The organism is Yoonia maritima (assembly GCF_003003285.1).
GTDB classification, from domain to species: Bacteria; Pseudomonadota; Alphaproteobacteria; order Rhodobacterales; family Rhodobacteraceae; genus Yoonia; species Yoonia maritima.
This window is the reverse complement of record NZ_PVTP01000005.1, coordinates 270,498-286,762: the sequence shown is the minus strand read 5'-3', so window position 1 is coordinate 286,762 and position 16,265 is coordinate 270,498. Positions and strand designations below refer to the sequence as shown.

Below are 16,265 nucleotides of genomic sequence, written 5' to 3'. Positions count from 1 at the left end.
GTTATTATCGTGTCGTGATTTCCACTTGAAAACGTGTGCGCGCACCTGCGGGAGGCGCAGGGAACGGGCTGGCGCGCTGAAGAATTTGCAACGCCATCTGATCCAAAGCCGCGCTGCCAGAACTGCGTGCTATTTGTGCTGAGGCGAGGCTGCCGTTTGCGCTAATGCTAAACGCTACCATTGCAGCACCTTGTTCGCTGGTACGCGGCCGGCGAACACGTGAAATGCGTCGCATCACTTGACCGGGATAGTTTGTGACTGCTGCATTACTAACTGGCGCTGAATCCCCAGATGAGGCTTGGGAGCCTGAGGATAATTGGGTGGATGCCGTTTGACGATTATTTGATCCAGCGGTTGCCTGCTGGTTTGCATTACCGCGTTCCCGTACTGGCGTTGTCCGCTGTGCAAGGTTTCTGGGACGTGCGGTTGGCCGGATGGACGTCGTTGGAGAATTGTCGATCGCTTCTGCTTCGACTGGTACGACAGGGGTAACCGGCGGCGTTGGTGGGACAACAGGTGCAACGGTTGGCTCGACGACTTCTGGTGCATCGGGTGCCGGGGCTGGTTCAACTTGCACCGCGACGACCGGATTCACACCGGTCATCGTCGCGGACATCACAGGCGCAGGAGTTGTTGGGGCAACAGGGGCAGGGGCCGCAACCGTGGGTGTCATTACCCCAACGGCCATATCAGCAAATGATGACCCCATCTTTGCTTCAACTGATGCACCTGCAGCTGCGATGAGGATGGGTGGAGGCGCGGCAGCAGGCCGCCAAAAAACAGCAACATGCAGCGCCATTGCCGCAACAAGAGCAACTACTTTGATACTATGAGATTGGGCAATCATTGTATGGACCGCTCGGTAGCAATGAGGACTGTTTCAGCACCAGCTTCATGCAAAGCCGCACCAATCTGTAGCAGTGTTTTCGCAGGAAGCGCTTGATCGGGGACAACCCGAACGGTTTCCGCGCTATGGGTTGCGTAATAGTCTTGGGCGCTCGCGATCGGTTGACCATCGGCCTGAAGCGTTCCGTCCGCGTTTATAACCAACCCTTCGGGTGGGGCCGCGCTATCAAGGTCGGCGGTGTTCACTAGCGTGAGCTCTGGATCCAAAGGTGGCGCGAGAGTGCCAGCAATCAGAAAGAAGATGAGCATCAGGAAAACCACGTTGATCAATGCGATTGTTGGTTCGCCCTTTGCCTTGCGACGTCTTGGTTTCATGCTGGCACCAACACATTAAGAGTGAGATGGGGGATCGTTTTGACCACGGCTAAGACGTCCGTCAGGCGCTGGGCGGTTACTTCTGGCCCTAGACCGACGATCGCTGCTGTCGGTGCATCAGGTTCGCCAGCAAGCGCTGCGGGCAGACCATCAAGCGCAATCGTTTCGCCATTCAAGCTGATTTCGTCTGATGTGACCCGAAGGAACATTGGCGTTGTTTGTGATGCAACCGTTCCAGCAGTCCCAACCGGAAGCGGGACTTCGGAGAACTTCGAAAAAGTCGAAGACAGCATGAAAAACAACAACAGCAAAAAGATGACATCAATAAGTGATGTCATCGATAGCCGGTTTTTACGTTTCTTACGCTGCATTGGCGCTTGGCTGCTTTTCGCTCCAGCTTTCGCTTGGGGCGACGACGGCCTGGATCACTTGGCCTGCAAAGACACGTTCTGCATCCATGCGTTGTTCGAACCATGACAGGATCAGGGAGGTTGGCATGGCAACCGCCAGCCCAACAGCCGTTGTCATCAACGCGACCCAAATACCACCAGCAAGGATCGAAGGATCGACCTGATTACCGGCGTCTTGTAACGATTGGAATGCTGAAATCATGCCAAGAACCGTACCAAAAAGGCCCAGCAACGGTGCTAGCTGTGCGACGTTATCTAGAAAACGAAAACCGCGTTCTAGTTTGAGGAAACGGGCCTCGGCCTCGGCCTCTAGTCGTGCAGATAGATCGGATGGGGCTGTGTCACGTACGTAATATGCGGTGCGGATAACCGGAGCGAGATAGCTATTACTACGGTTCAACGCTTCAATCGCAGGTGCATGCTGGTTCTGGTCCCAAAGGTTCACAGACTGACGCAGCACAACGTGGCGACCAACGCCAGCGCGGTAAAACTGCCATAGCTTATACAGGGTGACAGTCACAGCGAGCACCGAGCAGGCAATCAGAATAGCGACAACAGGGCCACCAGTTTCGATAATTCCAAGAAGCGGGGCGATGAGCGTTTGAAAATCCATTATCCTAATAGTCCAATCTCGGTACGGCTGGTTAATTCCAGCGTCGTTGCGCAAACATCTGCGCCCAATTCGCCAGCTTCACATGTGCTCGCGCCATTGATGAGGATCCGGCTAAGGTCGGAACATACCATTCCTGCGAATTCAAACTGACGAACGCGTGCGCGTCCGGCTGGTAGGTTTCCAAAATCAAGCAGTGTTAGCTGCTGAACGCCGCCATCCGCATTGAACAGGACAGCTTCGTAGGCTGCTTTGCTGATGTCAGATGGATGATCGTTCTGTATTAAAAACGACAACCGACACGCGGTGTCGGTGGTTTGTGCAGTGTTTAATTCAATACTGAGTTTTGGTTCTACCGCCACTTCCTCTGCCGCGGCGGGTGCCGCGACAGAGAGGACGATGGCGAAGTGCCAAAGTGTGCTGATACGCATGATCAGAAGGTCCTTGCTAGGGTGAGTTTTACATTGCGGCCCGGTGCGGGACGTGTGGCTTGTGCCAAGCTGGGAGTGTAGTCGACGTCAAAGGCATTTTCGACACCAAAGCGCATTTGTGTGCCTTCAAGAATACCAGACTGCGGAACATATGTCGCGCGCAGGTTGTTCACGACGTAACCGTCATACTTTGTACCATTGCGTGTGATGTCAGCGCCCACAACGGTTTCAAAGCTCAGGTCGAGTTCTTCGCCGAATTTGTTACCAACGGCAAAAAGTAGGCTGTTGGCTGGGGTGTTGCGCCAGTCACTTGCAGTACCGGTCGCATCATAAGACGTGCCGTCAACAATGTTTGCGTTCACGTCGACGTAGATACCGCTTTCCAAGGAATATGATGCTTCGATTTCGACGCCTTCGGTTTCGACCTTGGACACGCCAGAGTACGATGTAACGTCCCAAAGTGTGGTTTGATAAACGTTGGCTTTTACGCTCAGGCTATCGCCCGATGTAATGACATCAAGATTATCAAACGACGCACCCACTTCAAAGGTTTCTGCTTTCTCGCTTTGGGTCATATACGTTGCGTTGCCCAAATCATCGAGAATTGGAAGGTTTTCGGTATATGCGGCGCTACCAAATACAGCAAAGCCACTTTCAAAGGCATAGCGTGCGGAAATGCCGCCCATTACAGCGTCGTTGTCATATGTTCCATCGGTCGGTGCTGTGTCACCCTCAATATGCGAAGTTTCGGCACGCAATGCTGGGGTCAATGTAAAGCTGTCACCAAACTGCAGCTCGTCAATCAAGAAGACTGCAACCCGGTCGTCGGTGCCTCCTGGTGCTGAAGAGGCCGTTAAGCGATCTTTGTGAATAAGCTCAAGACCGGATTGCAACGTATGGCTTACAGCGCCTGTCGCAAAAAGGCTGGTATTTTCTGCACGTAGCTTAGTTGTTTGATACTGATGGTCAGCATTGAGCAATGCAGATGTTCCACCGGACGCGTCTTCTTGGTCAATTTCTTGATCTGAATAGGACAAGGTGACGTTCAGATCGATCAAATCGTTTCCGACAGGGTTGTATTCATAGTTTAGCGCAGAAGTGACTGTATGCGTTTCACGGTTAACATACCCGAACATTGGGCTCCCGCTGAATGCATCATAAGGCACGCCTTTTTCGTCAGTGCGCGTGTCAGTGTATGACAGGGTGATCGCTTGGTCGTTGTTCTGACCAAATGTGTAGCGTCCTTTGATCAGGCCTGATGGCAGTTCAATCCCATCTTCGCCGATATCTTCGCCAACACCATCTGTTTGAACATCAAGATAACGCTGTGTGTAATTCGCGAGGAATTCCATGTTTTCTGTTGGTTGCCACGCAAGAATGGTGGAGCTGGTCACACCGTCACCGTTGCTAGAAAATTGCAGTGTTTCGCGTGCTTTGAATCCGATTTCACCATCCGTAAAGTCGGAGGCGTCTTTGGTATCAAGCTGAACAACACCACCAACGATACCGGAACCATATGCAAAGCTGCCGACGGTTCCGCGGATGACGCTGACTGATTTGTATAGTTCTGGATCTGTGTAAAGCTGAGTACCGATGCGGTACAGCTCTTCTGATCCAACCGAAGCACCGTCTACGATGATCGCGACTTTTTGGTCGGACCCGTATGTGCCGTTTGCGCCGTATCCGCGAATGTTGATGCCGGAGCTTTGTGGCGTCGAACCATTGATCAGTGAAACGCCCGGTACGGAATCAATTAATTCCGCGATCGTACCCGCTTGACGGTCGTCTATTTCTTCCTGATCAACCTGAGTAACTGCTACTGCTGTATCCGTTTGCACGTCACGCTTGCTTTCTGCTAGTTCGATCGTGCCTAAAAATGTGTCTTCTTGTGCCACCGCAGCCTGTGCGACCAGCAACCCAAATACTAGGCTGGTCGTGCTTAACAACGTTGTTTTTACTTGTACTTTTGCCATTTCATTTCCCTTGAAGCTGACGGTTGCGAGGGCTTGCTGTGGGGCTGGCGGCGCATGTTTTTTGTCCCGAGGTGCGAATTATATTTGCATCTCCTAGCGCTTCGCTATTAAACCATACTAATTCTGTCAAGAATAAATCGGTGGCATTTTTTGTCACCTTAGCCAGGCGGTTTTTGCATTCCCGGCCCAGCCATAACCCACTGAAATTGCACGCAAGCAAGGTGACCCATGGCCGACACAACTCTAATGACACCCGAAGATATTCGGACTCAACACAAAGAAAACCCGAAAACCCGCGAACGCGACCTTGCTCAAAAGCTAGGTATCAGCGAAGCCGAGATCATCGCGGCATATTGTGGGCAGGGGGCAACCCGTATTGATGCGCATCCTGACAATATTATGGGCATTGCGCAGCAATTGGGTGAAGTCATGGCTCTGACCCGCAATGAAAGCTGTGTGAACGAGAAGGTTGGCGTTTACGAAAACTACCGCTCTGGTCCGCATGCGTCGATGGTGTTGGCAGATGACATCGATCTACGGATTTTCCCGGCACATTGGAAACACGCGTTCTTGTTTGAAAAGCGCACCGATGAATCCATGCGCCGCAGCATTCAGGTATTCGACGCGGCTGGTGATGCGGTTCACAAGATTTTCTTGCGCGATCCGGCCAGCCATGCGGTTTGGGAAAATGCCCGTGACACTGGTGCGAGCGAAGATCAGAGCCAAACAATCGCGACGACACCACGCGTTCCGACAGAGGCCCCAAAGGCCGAGCCAGAAAAACTGGATATCTTGCGCAAAGAATGGACGCGCATGACGGATACGCATCAGTTTATGCGTTTGACCAGCAAACTTAAGATGAACCGCCTTGGCGCTTATCGGATTGTTGGCGCCCCTTTCGTGCGTCCGCTTGCTATCGAAGCTGTCAATCAAGCATTGGAAGCGGCGGTCGCCCAAGAGATCGAGATCATGGTCTTTACCGGCAACCGTGGCTGCATCCAGATTCACAGTGGCCCCATCAAAACGCTGCGTCCAATGGGACCTTGGCAAAACGTCATGGACCCGCGCTTCAATATGCACCTACGCGCCGACCACATCGCAGAGGTCTGGGCGGTCGAGAAACCGACCCAACGTGGTCCTGCGATCTCGCTCGAGGCGTTCGATGCAGATGGCGGCAACATCTTCCAGATTTTCGGAGTAGGCAAACCAGACAACAACCACCGCCCGGCGTGGGATGATGTAGTCAACGGCCTGCCCGGCCTTAAGCAGGCGGAGACAGTATAATGCGAACGCAAATCAAAGCGGCTGCATTTGCCGCGCTCACAGCCGTTGTGCCAAACTTAGTGCAAGCCGAAGAAACCCAAGGCATCGTATCCATTGGCGGTTCTATCACCGAGATCATTTACGCGCTTGGTAAGGGCGACCAACTGATCGCACGCGATACGACCTCTAGCTTCCCAGCAGAAGTAAATGATCTGCCTGACGTCGGCTACATGCGCGCCCTGTCCCCTGAAGGCGTTCTTTCGGTGTCGCCCGGGCTCATCGTTTCTGAAGACGGCGCAGGGCCGCCAGAAACTATCGACGTGCTAAAGGCTGCGGACATTCCGCTTGTCATGATCACGGACGAATTTTCACGCGCTGGGATCGTCGCCAAGATCCGTGCAGTGGGTGAAGCTGTCGGCGCAACGGATGAGGCCGAAGCGCTCGCTGTTGAAATCGACACAAAGCTGCAGTCTGCCGAAGAAACCGCAACTGCCCGTGCTGGTGAGACGCCAAAACGCGTCTTGTTCATCCTAAGCACCCAAGGTGGCCGCATCATGGCATCAGGTCGGAACACAGCAGCGGACAGCATCATTTCAATGGCCGGTGCCGTAAATGCCATCGCTGAATTCGAAGGGTACAAGCAACTCAGCGACGAAGCCATCAGCGTTGCCGCGCCCGATGTTATCTTGATGATGGACCGAGGCGGCGATCACGGCGCGGACAATTCTGAGCTGCTATCGATGCCTGCCATTGTCACGACGCCAGCCGCTGAAACGGAATCTGTCGTGCGTATGAACGGCCTCTATTTGCTTGGCTTTGGTCCACGCACTGCAGATGCGGTCCTTGAACTAAGCGCCGCGCTCTACGGAGAGTAACAATGACCGTCGCAGACAATCTAACGGTCCCAATTCAACGCGAGGATCGGCGGGTCAAAGCCCGCCGTGCGCATATTTGGCTGGCCGCATTACTGGCCGTCACTGCAATCCTTAGCCTCGCGACTGGCCCAACCGGCACGTCCCTGTGGGGTGCTTTGGGTAAACTGATCACGGGCGACGAATTGACCACAATGGAACGTGTTGTCCTATGGGATATTCGGCTTCCAAGGTTAATTCTTGGTATGGCCGTCGGGGCATCGCTGGCCGTGTCGGGCGCTGTGATGCAAGGCCTATTCCGCAACCCCTTGGCAGATCCCGGCCTTGTCGGGGTTGGCGCGGGTGCCGGGCTAGGCGCGATTGTCGCGATAGTTCTTGGGGCGTTGCTGCCGATTTGGCTACGCGATGTCGTTGGCAACTACCTCGTGTCATTCTCGGCCTTTTTTGGGGGGTGGCTATCCACCATTATCTTGTACCGCGTATCGACGCGACGCGGGCAAACATCGGTGGCGACAATGCTGCTTGCGGGGATCGCACTTGGTGCACTTGCCGGGGCGGTTTCTGGGATCTTGGTCTATATGGCCGACGATCAACAGCTACGTGACCTCACCTTTTGGGGGATGGGGTCACTCGCTGGGGCAACATGGGCCAAAGTGGTCGTCGCCGTTCCATTGATCGGGATTGCCGTCGTCGCATCATTCTTTTTGGGACAGGGCCTGAATGGATTGGCCTTGGGCGAAGCCACAGCTGCCCACCTTGGTATTCCCGTTCAACGGTTGAAATCTGCTGCGATCATGATTGTCGCCGGCGCAACTGGCGCTGCGGTCGCTGTCTCTGGTGGGATCGGCTTTATTGGGATTGTGGTACCACATCTGCTGCGGTTGGCCACCGGGCCAGACCATGACACGCTTTTGCCGAATGCGGCATTGCTTGGCGCGACTTTATTATTGGGGGCAGACATCATCAGCCGCCTGATCATCGCCCCAGCCGAACTCCCTATCGGGATCGTGACGGCGGTATTGGGATCACCCGTATTCCTATGGATTCTCTTGCGGCGACGCGGATTGGTGGAGTTCTGATCAATGATTGAAGCGACAAACATCAAAGTCAAAATCGGCAAAGCCGCAATCCTGCATGGCGTCAATTTTACCGCAGAGCCGGGTAAAGTGACCGCAATCGTCGGACCAAACGGATCAGGGAAAACGACCCTATTACGGGCGATAACAGATGAAATCCCGTGGTCAGGGCAAATCAAGATCAACGGCAAATCAATCGGTGATTACAAGTCTTGGGAGCTGGCCGCCGTACGCGGTGTGCTCCCACAAGCAGCGACGCTGGCTTTCCCATTCACCGTGATCGAAGTCGTCCGCATGGGACTGACTTCTGGCGTGCATGGCAACAAAGATGCGCTTGCGACACAAGCATTGGCGCGTGTTGGGCTATCCGGTTACGAAGGCCGATTTTTCCAAGAATTGTCGGGCGGGGAACAGCAACGCGCGCATCTTGCGCGGGTCTTGTGCCAAGTCTGGGAACCGGTATTGAACCGCCAACCCCGTTGGTTGCTGTTGGATGAACCGGTTGCAAGCCTTGATATCGGGCACCAGCTGTTGATCATGCGGTGTTTGCAGGATTATGCTAAACGCGGTGGCGGTGTGATCGCTGTCATGCACGACCTGAACTTAACTGCCATGGTCGCTGATGCCGTTACAATCGTGGCGCGTGGACGGGTTGTCGCCCACGGCGGTGTCCAAGACGTGCTAAATGATCAAGCGTTATCATCAGCGTATGATTGCACGTTGCGAACAAACACCCCGCCTATATCAGATATGCGATATGTCTTGCCCCAAGCTGCAGAAACTGCGGGCGCATAGGAAGGACAAAAATGGGCGCTGACTATAAGTAAAGGTCCGCGAATGTTGTGTCTAGCAACACAAGCGACCCTTCGTCACCGTAAGTGATGGTCAGGTCGCCATTTGACGATGAGAATGCGATCTGACCTTCAATCTGAATGCTGTCGCCTTCGGTGGAATCAAAGTCGATGACTGTGCTTGTTCCGGATGAACCAACAAAAATATCTGCACCAGACCCACCGACCAAGGTGTTTACTCCGGCACCACCATCAATGATGTCATCGCCGGACTGGCCATGTAAAAAGTCGTCGCCATTATCGCCGGTGATAACGTCGTCACCAGCACGTCCAAATATGCGATCCTCGCCATCGTCACCCGAAATCGTATTGTTGGCAGTGTTGCCTAAGATACTGTTATCCCAAATATTGCCGACAATTTCGGCGTCTTCTTCACCTGTGACAAGCACGCCATCTAGGATTTCGCCCATAACAGAAGAAGCGGTGACCGTTGCGCGTTCCCAACCGTCGCCACCTTCCACGATGTCATATGGGCTTTCGTCGTCAGCATCATCGGTGTCAGATTCGTCCGCGTCAGTATCCGTTTCTTCAACGATTTCCTCTGTGACGAGTTCGGCTATTTCTTCGGTGTCTTCGACCTCTGGCTCAGCTTCCTCAACGACGTCGGTATCACTGTCATCAACGCCAGTGTCAGCGTCTTCTGTCGCTGGTTCAGGTTCGTCTGCGGCTTCTTCCTCTTCGGGTTCAGATTCTTCGTGCTCAGTTTCCCCATCCTCTACGACTTCGTCGATGATCGGTTCTGGCTCTTCTACTGTTTCTTCTACCTCTGGCTCAGGAGGGGTGATTTCCTCTTCGACATCCTGCGCGTCTTCTTCTGCGGGCTCTTCGATTTCGCTACTGTTCGCTGGAATGGCGACGTGAGGTTGAATAGACGCGAATTCTCTTTCTAAGTTGCCAAAGATGACAGTTTCGAACCTTGAGAGACGTGTCACATTACCGCCGTTCGATACGACCAGGGTATCGCCATCCCAAGCAGTGCTATAGCTGGCTTCGGATAGTTCGAATACAACAGTGTCGCGGCCTGAACCGCCAATAAGTGTATCTTCGCCGCCGGATGCATAAACAATATCCGCACCTGTTCCCAAATCCACGACATCGTCACCCGCACCGGTATGCACGATGTCTGCACCTGCGTTCATCGACATGGTTGATCCGGTGTCAGCGGCGGTAACTTCTTCTGCTCGGACAGTGCCGACCACTGTCGAGAAGGTTACATCGTTTGCGCTGCGATCAGTCGGCGCACCGTAATGTGTGCCTTCGTTAAAGAACACTGTGGGCGACATGTATTCCGTTTCGTCGCCGGTGCGTGTCGAACTTTCAACAGTAACGGTGTTGTTTTGATCAAGTCCGCCATGAAAGTTGATATCACGATTGGTGTTGATGACTTCAATCGTGTTGCCAGACGCAGATGTATAGCTAGCAAAGACCACTGCGTGCCGTGTGTCTGTGATCGATAGATCAGTGAACGAACTATCGTACACATCGCGGACCCAAATACCGTAGCCATTGCCACCATCACCTTTGTCATGTGCACCATCGATAATGACGTCGCTCATATCCAAATTAGTAGAGTTTCCGACGGTAATGCCGTGCGATGCAGAGTCTAACGCAGCGATATCCGTCAGAACGGCGTTGCTTGTGCCAGCAACCGAGATCAAAGTTGCCCCAATGTCGGTTTTCATCACATTTGAAAATTTGCTTGGGTCAGCTTCGCCCCACGATCCAACGATCGTAAAGCCTGAAAGCGTATTATCTTCGATGATATTGCGTTCTTCGACAGTTGTAATGTCTGGATCAAAATCAAACGGAAGCTCCGTATCGAAGGCAACAGTATTCCCATTCACCTCGGTGATCTCAACTAGCACAGTTCTAAGCGAAGAATCCCTTTGCCAGTCTTCGTCACCGATTTCTTCGAAGAATTCATCTGTATTTTCTTGGGTGATATATATGAAGTCACCAACACTTAGACCATGCCCAGATCCCAACGTTATTTCTGTTTCGCCAGCGGATGCAGATTGAGCAAGATCATGTGTGTCGATGATGTCGGGTTCGAACGTATCGTGACCCAGCTGAATTGCCGCATCATCGGCAAGTCCTTCTGCGACAATAATGATTGTCTCTTCGCTACCGGCGCCAACAAGTGAGATGTCACTGCGATCAATCACTAGGGTTTGGGTTAACGTATATGTACCCGCCTCCAAATGAATGGTGGTGCCTGAATCAGCTGAATCTATCAGCGACTGTAGTTCGGCTGTTGATATGTCGGCGGTTGTATAAACGTCGGATGATGGCATTACCAATTCCTCTTATCTGAAGAAAACAAGTTAGAATCAGTAACACACATGACTCGGTTCAATTAATTTCACTGTACGAGTTGAGAACAGAATCTAAAGTGGGTCTGTGAAAAACAGCGGTTAAAACCGCTCAATAGGTGGAAATCCGCCACATTGTCCACGGTTTACAGAAAGAACTAGCGCTGTCTCGATCATAAGGATCATAACTTGCTCAATGCATTTAGCGGTTCACCTTTCGTGGGGGGAGGTCCGGACCAGCGGTCGAAAATTTAAATGGTGAGTCCACAAGCCGAGCGTATCGGCATTTTTTGTGTGGCATCGCGTGTGCACTCGTGGGTTTGAGGTATCGAAATCTGAGGGGTATGCCGAAGGTTATAAGGAACGTAGTTGTGAACAAATTCGACAACCATAATGTCTCGATGCTCGTGAGCGACGAGAAGGCCAAGCGCCGTGTACTTATTACCGATAGAAATCCCGTTCTAGCAGAAGTTCTAGCAAACGAGCTAAATTTGACAGGCGTTCTTGAATGTACTTTTGTGCCTCACGGGGTTCAAATTATTGATGAGATTACTGCGCGGCGCCCTGATGCCTTAATATTTGATCCCGCCGACATGGAACTGTCAAAGCAAAGCGACATTCTCGAGCTGGGCCGCAATATTCGCCGTGCAAATCCAACAACGCGGGTTTTGGGTTATAGTTTTAAAACGACTAATAGCATGGTTCGTGGTATGCTGGACGCTGGTTTTTGCGGCTGCATCTCAAAGAATGCTAATTTGCGGCAGTTGGCGATTGCATTGGCGGTGATCCTTGATGGGGGCATCTACTTTGATGATGCTTTCGGTGCACATTTGCGCCCGATGCTAGCCGAAACAGCTGACGATGACGGGCTGAGCGAGCGCGAGAAAGAAGTGCTTGTGGGATTTGCCCGTGGATTGAGTGCAAAGCAAATCGCACATGACCTAAAGATCAGCAACAAAACGGTCGATACTTATAAAGCACGAGCAAGCCAAAAGGTGGGCCTGAGCGATCGGGCGCAACTCGTGGGATATGTGCTTGAACAAGGCTGGATGAGTTAGTCCGCCTTTAAAAAGCCACATTTCAAACAGTTCACAATGCAGGTGCAGCATAGCTGCCACCTGCATTTTGCATATCTGCCACCCATTTTACCCACAGCAAATCAGTGGTTTAGGCAATGTTCCGCCAAAAGGTTAATGAATCCTTACAGTGTCAGGATTTTTCCCGACTGGTCAAAACTCTGCATTGCGGCATTTTTTAGACGAAGCAAATTACTGCGAGGAAACAATGGCACGTATTAGTATTTTTGGAATCGGCTATGTCGGTGTTGTCGCTGCTGGCTGTCTGGCCAAAGACGGCCACGACGTTATTGCAGTCGATGTCGACCCGGGAAAAATTGACGCGATCAACGCGGGTTTGTCCCCTATTGTAGAGAATGGTCTAGACGACCTTATTAAAGACGTCGTTGACGCGGGCCGTCTGACGGCCACTAACGATGTTGAATATGCAGTGAACAACACTGACGCGTCATTCGTATGTGTCGGCACACCAAGCGCCCCAGACGGGTCGGTTGGTCTGAAATACGTTGATGTAGTCTGCCAAAACATTGGCGAGGCGCTCGCGAAAAAAGATGCGTTCCACTCGGTTATTATCAGGTCGACCATCGTACCGGGCAGCTGTGAAAACACCTGCATCCCGACGCTCGAATCCGCGTCCGGCAAGAAAGCAGGCACTGGTTTTGGCGTTGGCTACTATCCTGAATTCCTGCGCGAAAGCACCGCGATCGAAGACTATTATGATCCTGGTCTAATCGTATTCGGTGCACTGGATGACGGCACACGTGCAATCCTGACCGAGCTCAACGAGAACCTGAACTGCAAAATCCACACCGTGGACCTGCGCACCGCAGAGATGGTGAAATACACATCTAACACATGGCGCGCAGTCAAAGTGACCTTTGCAAACGAAATCGGGAACATTGCCAAATCATGCGGCCTTGATGGTCAAGACGTGATGGAAATCCTGTGTTCTGACCTTAAGGTAAACATGTCGCCGTACTTTATGCGGCCTGGTTTTGCCTTTGGCGGGTCCTGCCTGCCCAAAGATGTTCGCGCGTTGCGTCATCTAGCAGCCGAAAACAACACTCCTGCCCCGCTATTGAATGCCGTCCTTGATGCGAACGAAGCACAAATCGTCAAAGCGGAAAAGATGGTCGCGTCTTCAAAGGCGTCAAAGGTCGGCTTTGTCGGGATCAGCTTTAAACCGGGTACAGACGACATGCGTGAAAGCCCATTGGCTGAACTTGCATCACGTCTGATCAAATCGGGCGTTGCGGTCGAAATCTATGACCCCTTCGTGCACGAAGCCTATGCGAACGATAATTCGACTGCGGGTCGCGGTAACGATGTTGTTCCTGATCTAAAGGAACGCCTGAACCCGAACCTAACAGCGATGATCGACGGGTCAGATATGATCGTGGTCGGCAATATCTATAAAGATACGCTTTCTGAACTTGATGCGGCAATCAGCAACAAACCAATGGTTGACCTGACACGCATCAGCCGTAACCGGGTGACCGGTGGTGGCTATGATGGGATTTGTTGGTAATCCGTCATGCTACAAGCCCTCAGCCACATTGCGTATCTTTCCGTCATTATCATGCTAGCCGCGCTCGTCCCGGCAGGGCTGCTTGGCGACGTGAAAGAAGCCGTTGTTGTGCTGGGGGTTCTTGGCGCTTGGCGGTACACGTGGGCGTCTATTAACTTTACCCGTGCAGCCATTTTCCGGTGGTATAGCTATCCGCGCCGCAAGGCACGCGCACATGCGCGCTATGCGGATCGTACGGTTCGTGCCCACGCATATTTTCTGACCACATCTTATATGATCGAAAGCAGCGTCACGATCCCGGTTTATCGCAGTATCTTTCTGGCTGCCTCTAAATCTGAGAACGGCGCGACAATCGTTTCATCGGTTGTCGATGGCGCTGATGAACGGCTGATCCAAGACATTTATGCGACGATGCAGGTCGATATGTCTTCAGTAAAATTGATTATCGACCGCATTCCCGGCACTGGCAAACGTGACGCTTTGGCTAAGGCGTTGAATATCATCGCGCGGGAATGCCCGACTGCAAACGATATTGTTCTTTTCGTCGATGGCGATAGCTGTGTCCCCGAAGATATTGTTGCGCAATCGGCACCAGTTTTCACGAACCCGAAAATCGGTGCGCTAACCACCGACGAAGAAGTCGAGATCCCACAACCCGGTTTGTTCCGCGACTGGTTCGAACTGCGCTTTGACCAACGTCAGGTTATGATGTGTTCGATGGGTCTTGGTAACCGCGTGTTGACGCTGACCGGCCGCATGTCCGTGTTCCGTGGCGATCTGGCGACTGATCCTGATTTCATCAATTCGGTCCAGCACGACTTTATCGACCACTGGCGTTTGGGCCGCGTCAACTTCCTGACCGGCGATGACAAATCAACTTGGTTCTGGCTGATGAAGAACGGCTATCAGATGGCTTATCTGCCCGATGTCGCCAGTTCTTCGATGGAAACACAGCCAAAGCCGACCTTTGTCGGCAGCGCCACCGCACTCATGGTCCGCTGGTTTGGCAACATGCTGCGCACTAATGGCCGCGCGTTGGAACTGTCACCATCCCAGATCGGATACTTCACATGGTGGTCGATCCTTGATCAGCGCCTTTCCATGTGGACCACGCTCGCTGGCCCAATCTGCATGGTCGCCGCAGCAATATTTTTCGACCCAATGGTAATCCCGATCTACATCGCCTGGGTCATGTTGACACGTTATGTGTTCTGTACGGCAATTTGTTTGTTCCGAGGCCGCAGTTTCCCCATCGTTTACACGGGCTTACTGTATTTCGGCCAGTTATTTGGAGCAGCGGTAAAAAGCTACGTTCTGTTCCGGCTTGATCGCCAAAAATGGACACGGCAGGCCAGCGCTGGATCCTCTGGAATCCGCCGCCCAGTTGGTGAACGTCTGCGTGCTGCCAGCTCTGCTTACCTTCACGTCTTAACTCTTGGATGGCTGACGATCGCCGCCCTGTACCTGACCGGCGTCGTCTAACTCACATTGAAGTATTGGAAATCACGATGAGCGAAACACAACCAACACAGCCAACGAGCCCCGACACTTCTGTTTCTGGCGGCTTCATCTATGAAAACGAACATCCGCAACTGCCGATCCCGTTCACTGCACGGGTTGGTGACCGCCGACTTGAAGGGAATTCAATCTCGATCACGCAGGCGCTTGTTTCTGGACTAATGCCACCAAACGGTAACATGCAAAAATGCCCGGTTGCGCTTCAGTTCGATTTCGAAGGGTTTTCCGTAAACCTGTTCTTGGAAGCCAACGTTCTGAAAATCGGCGCACCCGATAGCCCTGAATACAGCCTGCAGTTCTGTGACCCGTCCGGCAGCCATCTTGCGCCGCTGCGTTACATCATGAACAGCCACTTGGCAGGTGATCTGGTCACCGTTGGCCGCTTTTTAGGCTACACCGGACCAACGCAGGTTAAACCGAAAAAGCCCGTTGAAAAGCCGCGCCTAACACAGCGCATTGGCCGTACCGTGCGGCAGGCAGGGATCATCGTCCTTAGCCTTGGACTGGTTGCGATGGCTGCAAATATCGTGCGTGAACGCGTGATCTTTAGCTATGAACCACGCCCCGTTGTCATCAGCCAAAGCGGTGAAACGCTGCGCGCGACCTCTGCCGGTCAAATCACCTATATCAACGAAGCAGCCGGTGTCGGTGATGTTGTTTACTCAATCGGTGCCAACTCTGGCGATCTACTTAGCGTGCGGATGCCGTGCGACTGCACCATGCTGCCATCCCCCGACTTTTACGAAGGTGCGACCATCCTTGCGGGCGCGCCATTGGTGAAACTTATCGGCCCAGATGCCGAAATCGAAGCCAACACTCAGATCAGTTTCGAAGGTGCTGCCCGCTTGCTTGCTGGTGACTCTGCGGAACTTGAACTCAGCGACGGCCGTGTTGTCCCTGTGACAGTTAGCCTAGCTGAAACTGCTGAAGGTGCGCGGGCGAACGACTATATCGCCGCCCAAATCACCATCAGCGACGAAACTGCGACACAGATCGCCGTAGGCGAAACTGCACGGCTTCGGTTTCGACGCCAACTGCTGCCCAACGCATTAAACAACGCCCTTTAAACATACGAAGGGCATCATCACCGGCTCATACTGAGCCGGATTAATTTCCCTAACAGC

The 16,265-nt window shown here is 52.7% G+C and carries 15 protein-coding genes; 8 read left to right on the top strand and 7 right to left on the bottom strand.

Annotation, left to right across the window (positions count from 1 at the left end; translation table 11 throughout):
* Positions 1 to 4: 4 nt before the first annotated feature.
* Genes CLV80_RS09875 through CLV80_RS09850 form a run of 6 tightly spaced genes read right to left on the bottom strand, consistent with a single transcriptional unit; the run spans position 5 to position 4,645 of the window.
* Positions 5 to 847: an energy transducer TonB family protein gene (locus CLV80_RS09875; protein WP_106357543.1), complete on the bottom strand. Its 843-nt coding sequence runs from the start codon at positions 845 to 847 to the stop codon at positions 5 to 7.
* Positions 844 to 1,221 (bottom strand): ExbD/TolR family protein, encoded by a 378-nt coding sequence (locus CLV80_RS09870; protein ID WP_106357540.1) that lies wholly within the window; start codon positions 1,219 to 1,221, stop codon positions 844 to 846. Before CLV80_RS09870 ends, CLV80_RS09875 begins: the two co-directional genes overlap by 4 nt.
* On the bottom strand, positions 1,218 to 1,592 hold the full coding sequence (locus CLV80_RS09865; RefSeq protein WP_106357537.1) for an ExbD/TolR family protein: 375 nt from the start codon (positions 1,590 to 1,592) through the stop codon (positions 1,218 to 1,220). Before CLV80_RS09865 ends, CLV80_RS09870 begins: the two co-directional genes overlap by 4 nt.
* On the bottom strand, positions 1,582 to 2,244 hold the full coding sequence (locus CLV80_RS09860; protein ID WP_106357535.1) for a MotA/TolQ/ExbB proton channel family protein: 663 nt from the start codon (positions 2,242 to 2,244) through the stop codon (positions 1,582 to 1,584). Before CLV80_RS09860 ends, CLV80_RS09865 begins: the two co-directional genes overlap by 11 nt.
* The gene (locus CLV80_RS09855) at positions 2,244 to 2,672 is read right to left on the bottom strand and encodes a hypothetical protein (RefSeq protein WP_106357532.1); all 429 of its coding nucleotides are present in this window, start codon (positions 2,670 to 2,672) and stop codon (positions 2,244 to 2,246) included. The genes CLV80_RS09860 and CLV80_RS09855 overlap by 1 nt, the downstream gene beginning before the upstream one ends.
* A gap of 2 nt (positions 2,673 to 2,674) precedes the next feature.
* Positions 2,675 to 4,645 (bottom strand): TonB-dependent receptor domain-containing protein, encoded by a 1,971-nt coding sequence (locus CLV80_RS09850; protein WP_106357529.1) that lies wholly within the window; start codon positions 4,643 to 4,645, stop codon positions 2,675 to 2,677.
* A 228-nt stretch (positions 4,646 to 4,873) separates the two neighbouring features.
* Between CLV80_RS09850 and CLV80_RS09845 the strand changes: the two genes are divergently transcribed.
* From CLV80_RS09845 to CLV80_RS09830, 4 genes are read left to right on the top strand one after another with little or no spacing between them, the layout of a single operon-like run.
* The gene (locus CLV80_RS09845) at positions 4,874 to 5,929 is read left to right on the top strand and encodes a hemin-degrading factor (protein WP_106357525.1); all 1,056 of its coding nucleotides are present in this window, start codon (positions 4,874 to 4,876) and stop codon (positions 5,927 to 5,929) included.
* Complete coding sequence (locus CLV80_RS09840; protein WP_106357523.1) at positions 5,929 to 6,783, top strand: heme/hemin ABC transporter substrate-binding protein; 855 nt, start codon at positions 5,929 to 5,931, stop codon at positions 6,781 to 6,783. The genes CLV80_RS09845 and CLV80_RS09840 overlap by 1 nt, the downstream gene beginning before the upstream one ends.
* Before the next feature lie 2 nt (positions 6,784 to 6,785).
* Positions 6,786 to 7,859: a FecCD family ABC transporter permease gene (locus tag CLV80_RS09835; RefSeq protein ID WP_106357521.1), complete on the top strand. Its 1,074-nt coding sequence runs from the start codon at positions 6,786 to 6,788 to the stop codon at positions 7,857 to 7,859.
* Between the two features lie 3 nt (positions 7,860 to 7,862).
* On the top strand, positions 7,863 to 8,651 hold the full coding sequence (locus CLV80_RS09830; protein WP_106357518.1) for a heme ABC transporter ATP-binding protein: 789 nt from the start codon (positions 7,863 to 7,865) through the stop codon (positions 8,649 to 8,651).
* A gap of 22 nt (positions 8,652 to 8,673) precedes the next feature.
* Here CLV80_RS09830 and CLV80_RS09825 read toward each other — a convergent pair whose 3' ends face one another.
* Entirely contained in the window at positions 8,674 to 11,001 is a 2,328-nt protein-coding gene (locus tag CLV80_RS09825; protein ID WP_106357515.1) for a calcium-binding protein, read from the bottom strand.
* Positions 11,002 to 11,390: 389 nt separating this feature from the next.
* Between CLV80_RS09825 and CLV80_RS09820 the strand changes: the two genes are divergently transcribed.
* From CLV80_RS09820 to CLV80_RS09805, 4 genes are all read left to right on the top strand, one after another.
* The gene (locus CLV80_RS09820) at positions 11,391 to 12,077 is read left to right on the top strand and encodes a helix-turn-helix transcriptional regulator (protein WP_165793359.1); all 687 of its coding nucleotides are present in this window, start codon (positions 11,391 to 11,393) and stop codon (positions 12,075 to 12,077) included.
* Positions 12,078 to 12,303: 226 nt separating this feature from the next.
* Positions 12,304 to 13,623 (top strand): nucleotide sugar dehydrogenase, encoded by a 1,320-nt coding sequence (locus tag CLV80_RS09815; RefSeq protein ID WP_106357649.1) that lies wholly within the window; start codon positions 12,304 to 12,306, stop codon positions 13,621 to 13,623.
* A 6-nt stretch (positions 13,624 to 13,629) separates the two neighbouring features.
* Positions 13,630 to 15,105: a glycosyltransferase gene (locus CLV80_RS09810; protein ID WP_106357508.1), complete on the top strand. Its 1,476-nt coding sequence runs from the start codon at positions 13,630 to 13,632 to the stop codon at positions 15,103 to 15,105.
* Positions 15,106 to 15,131: 26 nt separating this feature from the next.
* On the top strand, positions 15,132 to 16,208 hold the full coding sequence (locus CLV80_RS09805) for a hypothetical protein (RefSeq protein ID WP_106357505.1): 1,077 nt from the start codon (positions 15,132 to 15,134) through the stop codon (positions 16,206 to 16,208).
* The last annotated feature ends 57 nt before the right edge of the window (positions 16,209 to 16,265 follow it).

Bases quoted from the DNA above. Each gene is read 5' to 3' on its own strand.
- CLV80_RS09875 (WP_106357543.1), bottom strand. From the start codon at position 847: ATGATTGCCCAATCTCATAGTATCAAAGTAGTTGCTCTTGTTGCGGCA.
- CLV80_RS09870 (WP_106357540.1), bottom strand. From the start codon at position 1,221: ATGAAACCAAGACGTCGCAAGGCAAAGGGCGAACCAACAATCGCATTG.
- CLV80_RS09865 (WP_106357537.1), bottom strand. From the start codon at position 1,592: ATGCAGCGTAAGAAACGTAAAAACCGGCTATCGATGACATCACTTATT.
- CLV80_RS09860 (WP_106357535.1), bottom strand. From the start codon at position 2,244: ATGGATTTTCAAACGCTCATCGCCCCGCTTCTTGGAATTATCGAAACT.
- CLV80_RS09855 (WP_106357532.1), bottom strand. From the start codon at position 2,672: ATGCGTATCAGCACACTTTGGCACTTCGCCATCGTCCTCTCTGTCGCG.
- CLV80_RS09850 (WP_106357529.1), bottom strand. From the start codon at position 4,645: ATGGCAAAAGTACAAGTAAAAACAACGTTGTTAAGCACGACCAGCCTA.
- CLV80_RS09845 (WP_106357525.1), top strand. From the start codon at position 4,874: ATGGCCGACACAACTCTAATGACACCCGAAGATATTCGGACTCAACAC.
- CLV80_RS09840 (WP_106357523.1), top strand. From the start codon at position 5,929: ATGCGAACGCAAATCAAAGCGGCTGCATTTGCCGCGCTCACAGCCGTT.
- CLV80_RS09835 (WP_106357521.1), top strand. From the start codon at position 6,786: ATGACCGTCGCAGACAATCTAACGGTCCCAATTCAACGCGAGGATCGG.
- CLV80_RS09830 (WP_106357518.1), top strand. From the start codon at position 7,863: ATGATTGAAGCGACAAACATCAAAGTCAAAATCGGCAAAGCCGCAATC.
- CLV80_RS09825 (WP_106357515.1), bottom strand. From the start codon at position 11,001: ATGCCATCATCCGACGTTTATACAACCGCCGACATATCAACAGCCGAA.
- CLV80_RS09815 (WP_106357649.1), top strand. From the start codon at position 12,304: ATGGCACGTATTAGTATTTTTGGAATCGGCTATGTCGGTGTTGTCGCT.
- CLV80_RS09810 (WP_106357508.1), top strand. From the start codon at position 13,630: ATGCTACAAGCCCTCAGCCACATTGCGTATCTTTCCGTCATTATCATG.
- CLV80_RS09805 (WP_106357505.1), top strand. From the start codon at position 15,132: ATGAGCGAAACACAACCAACACAGCCAACGAGCCCCGACACTTCTGTT.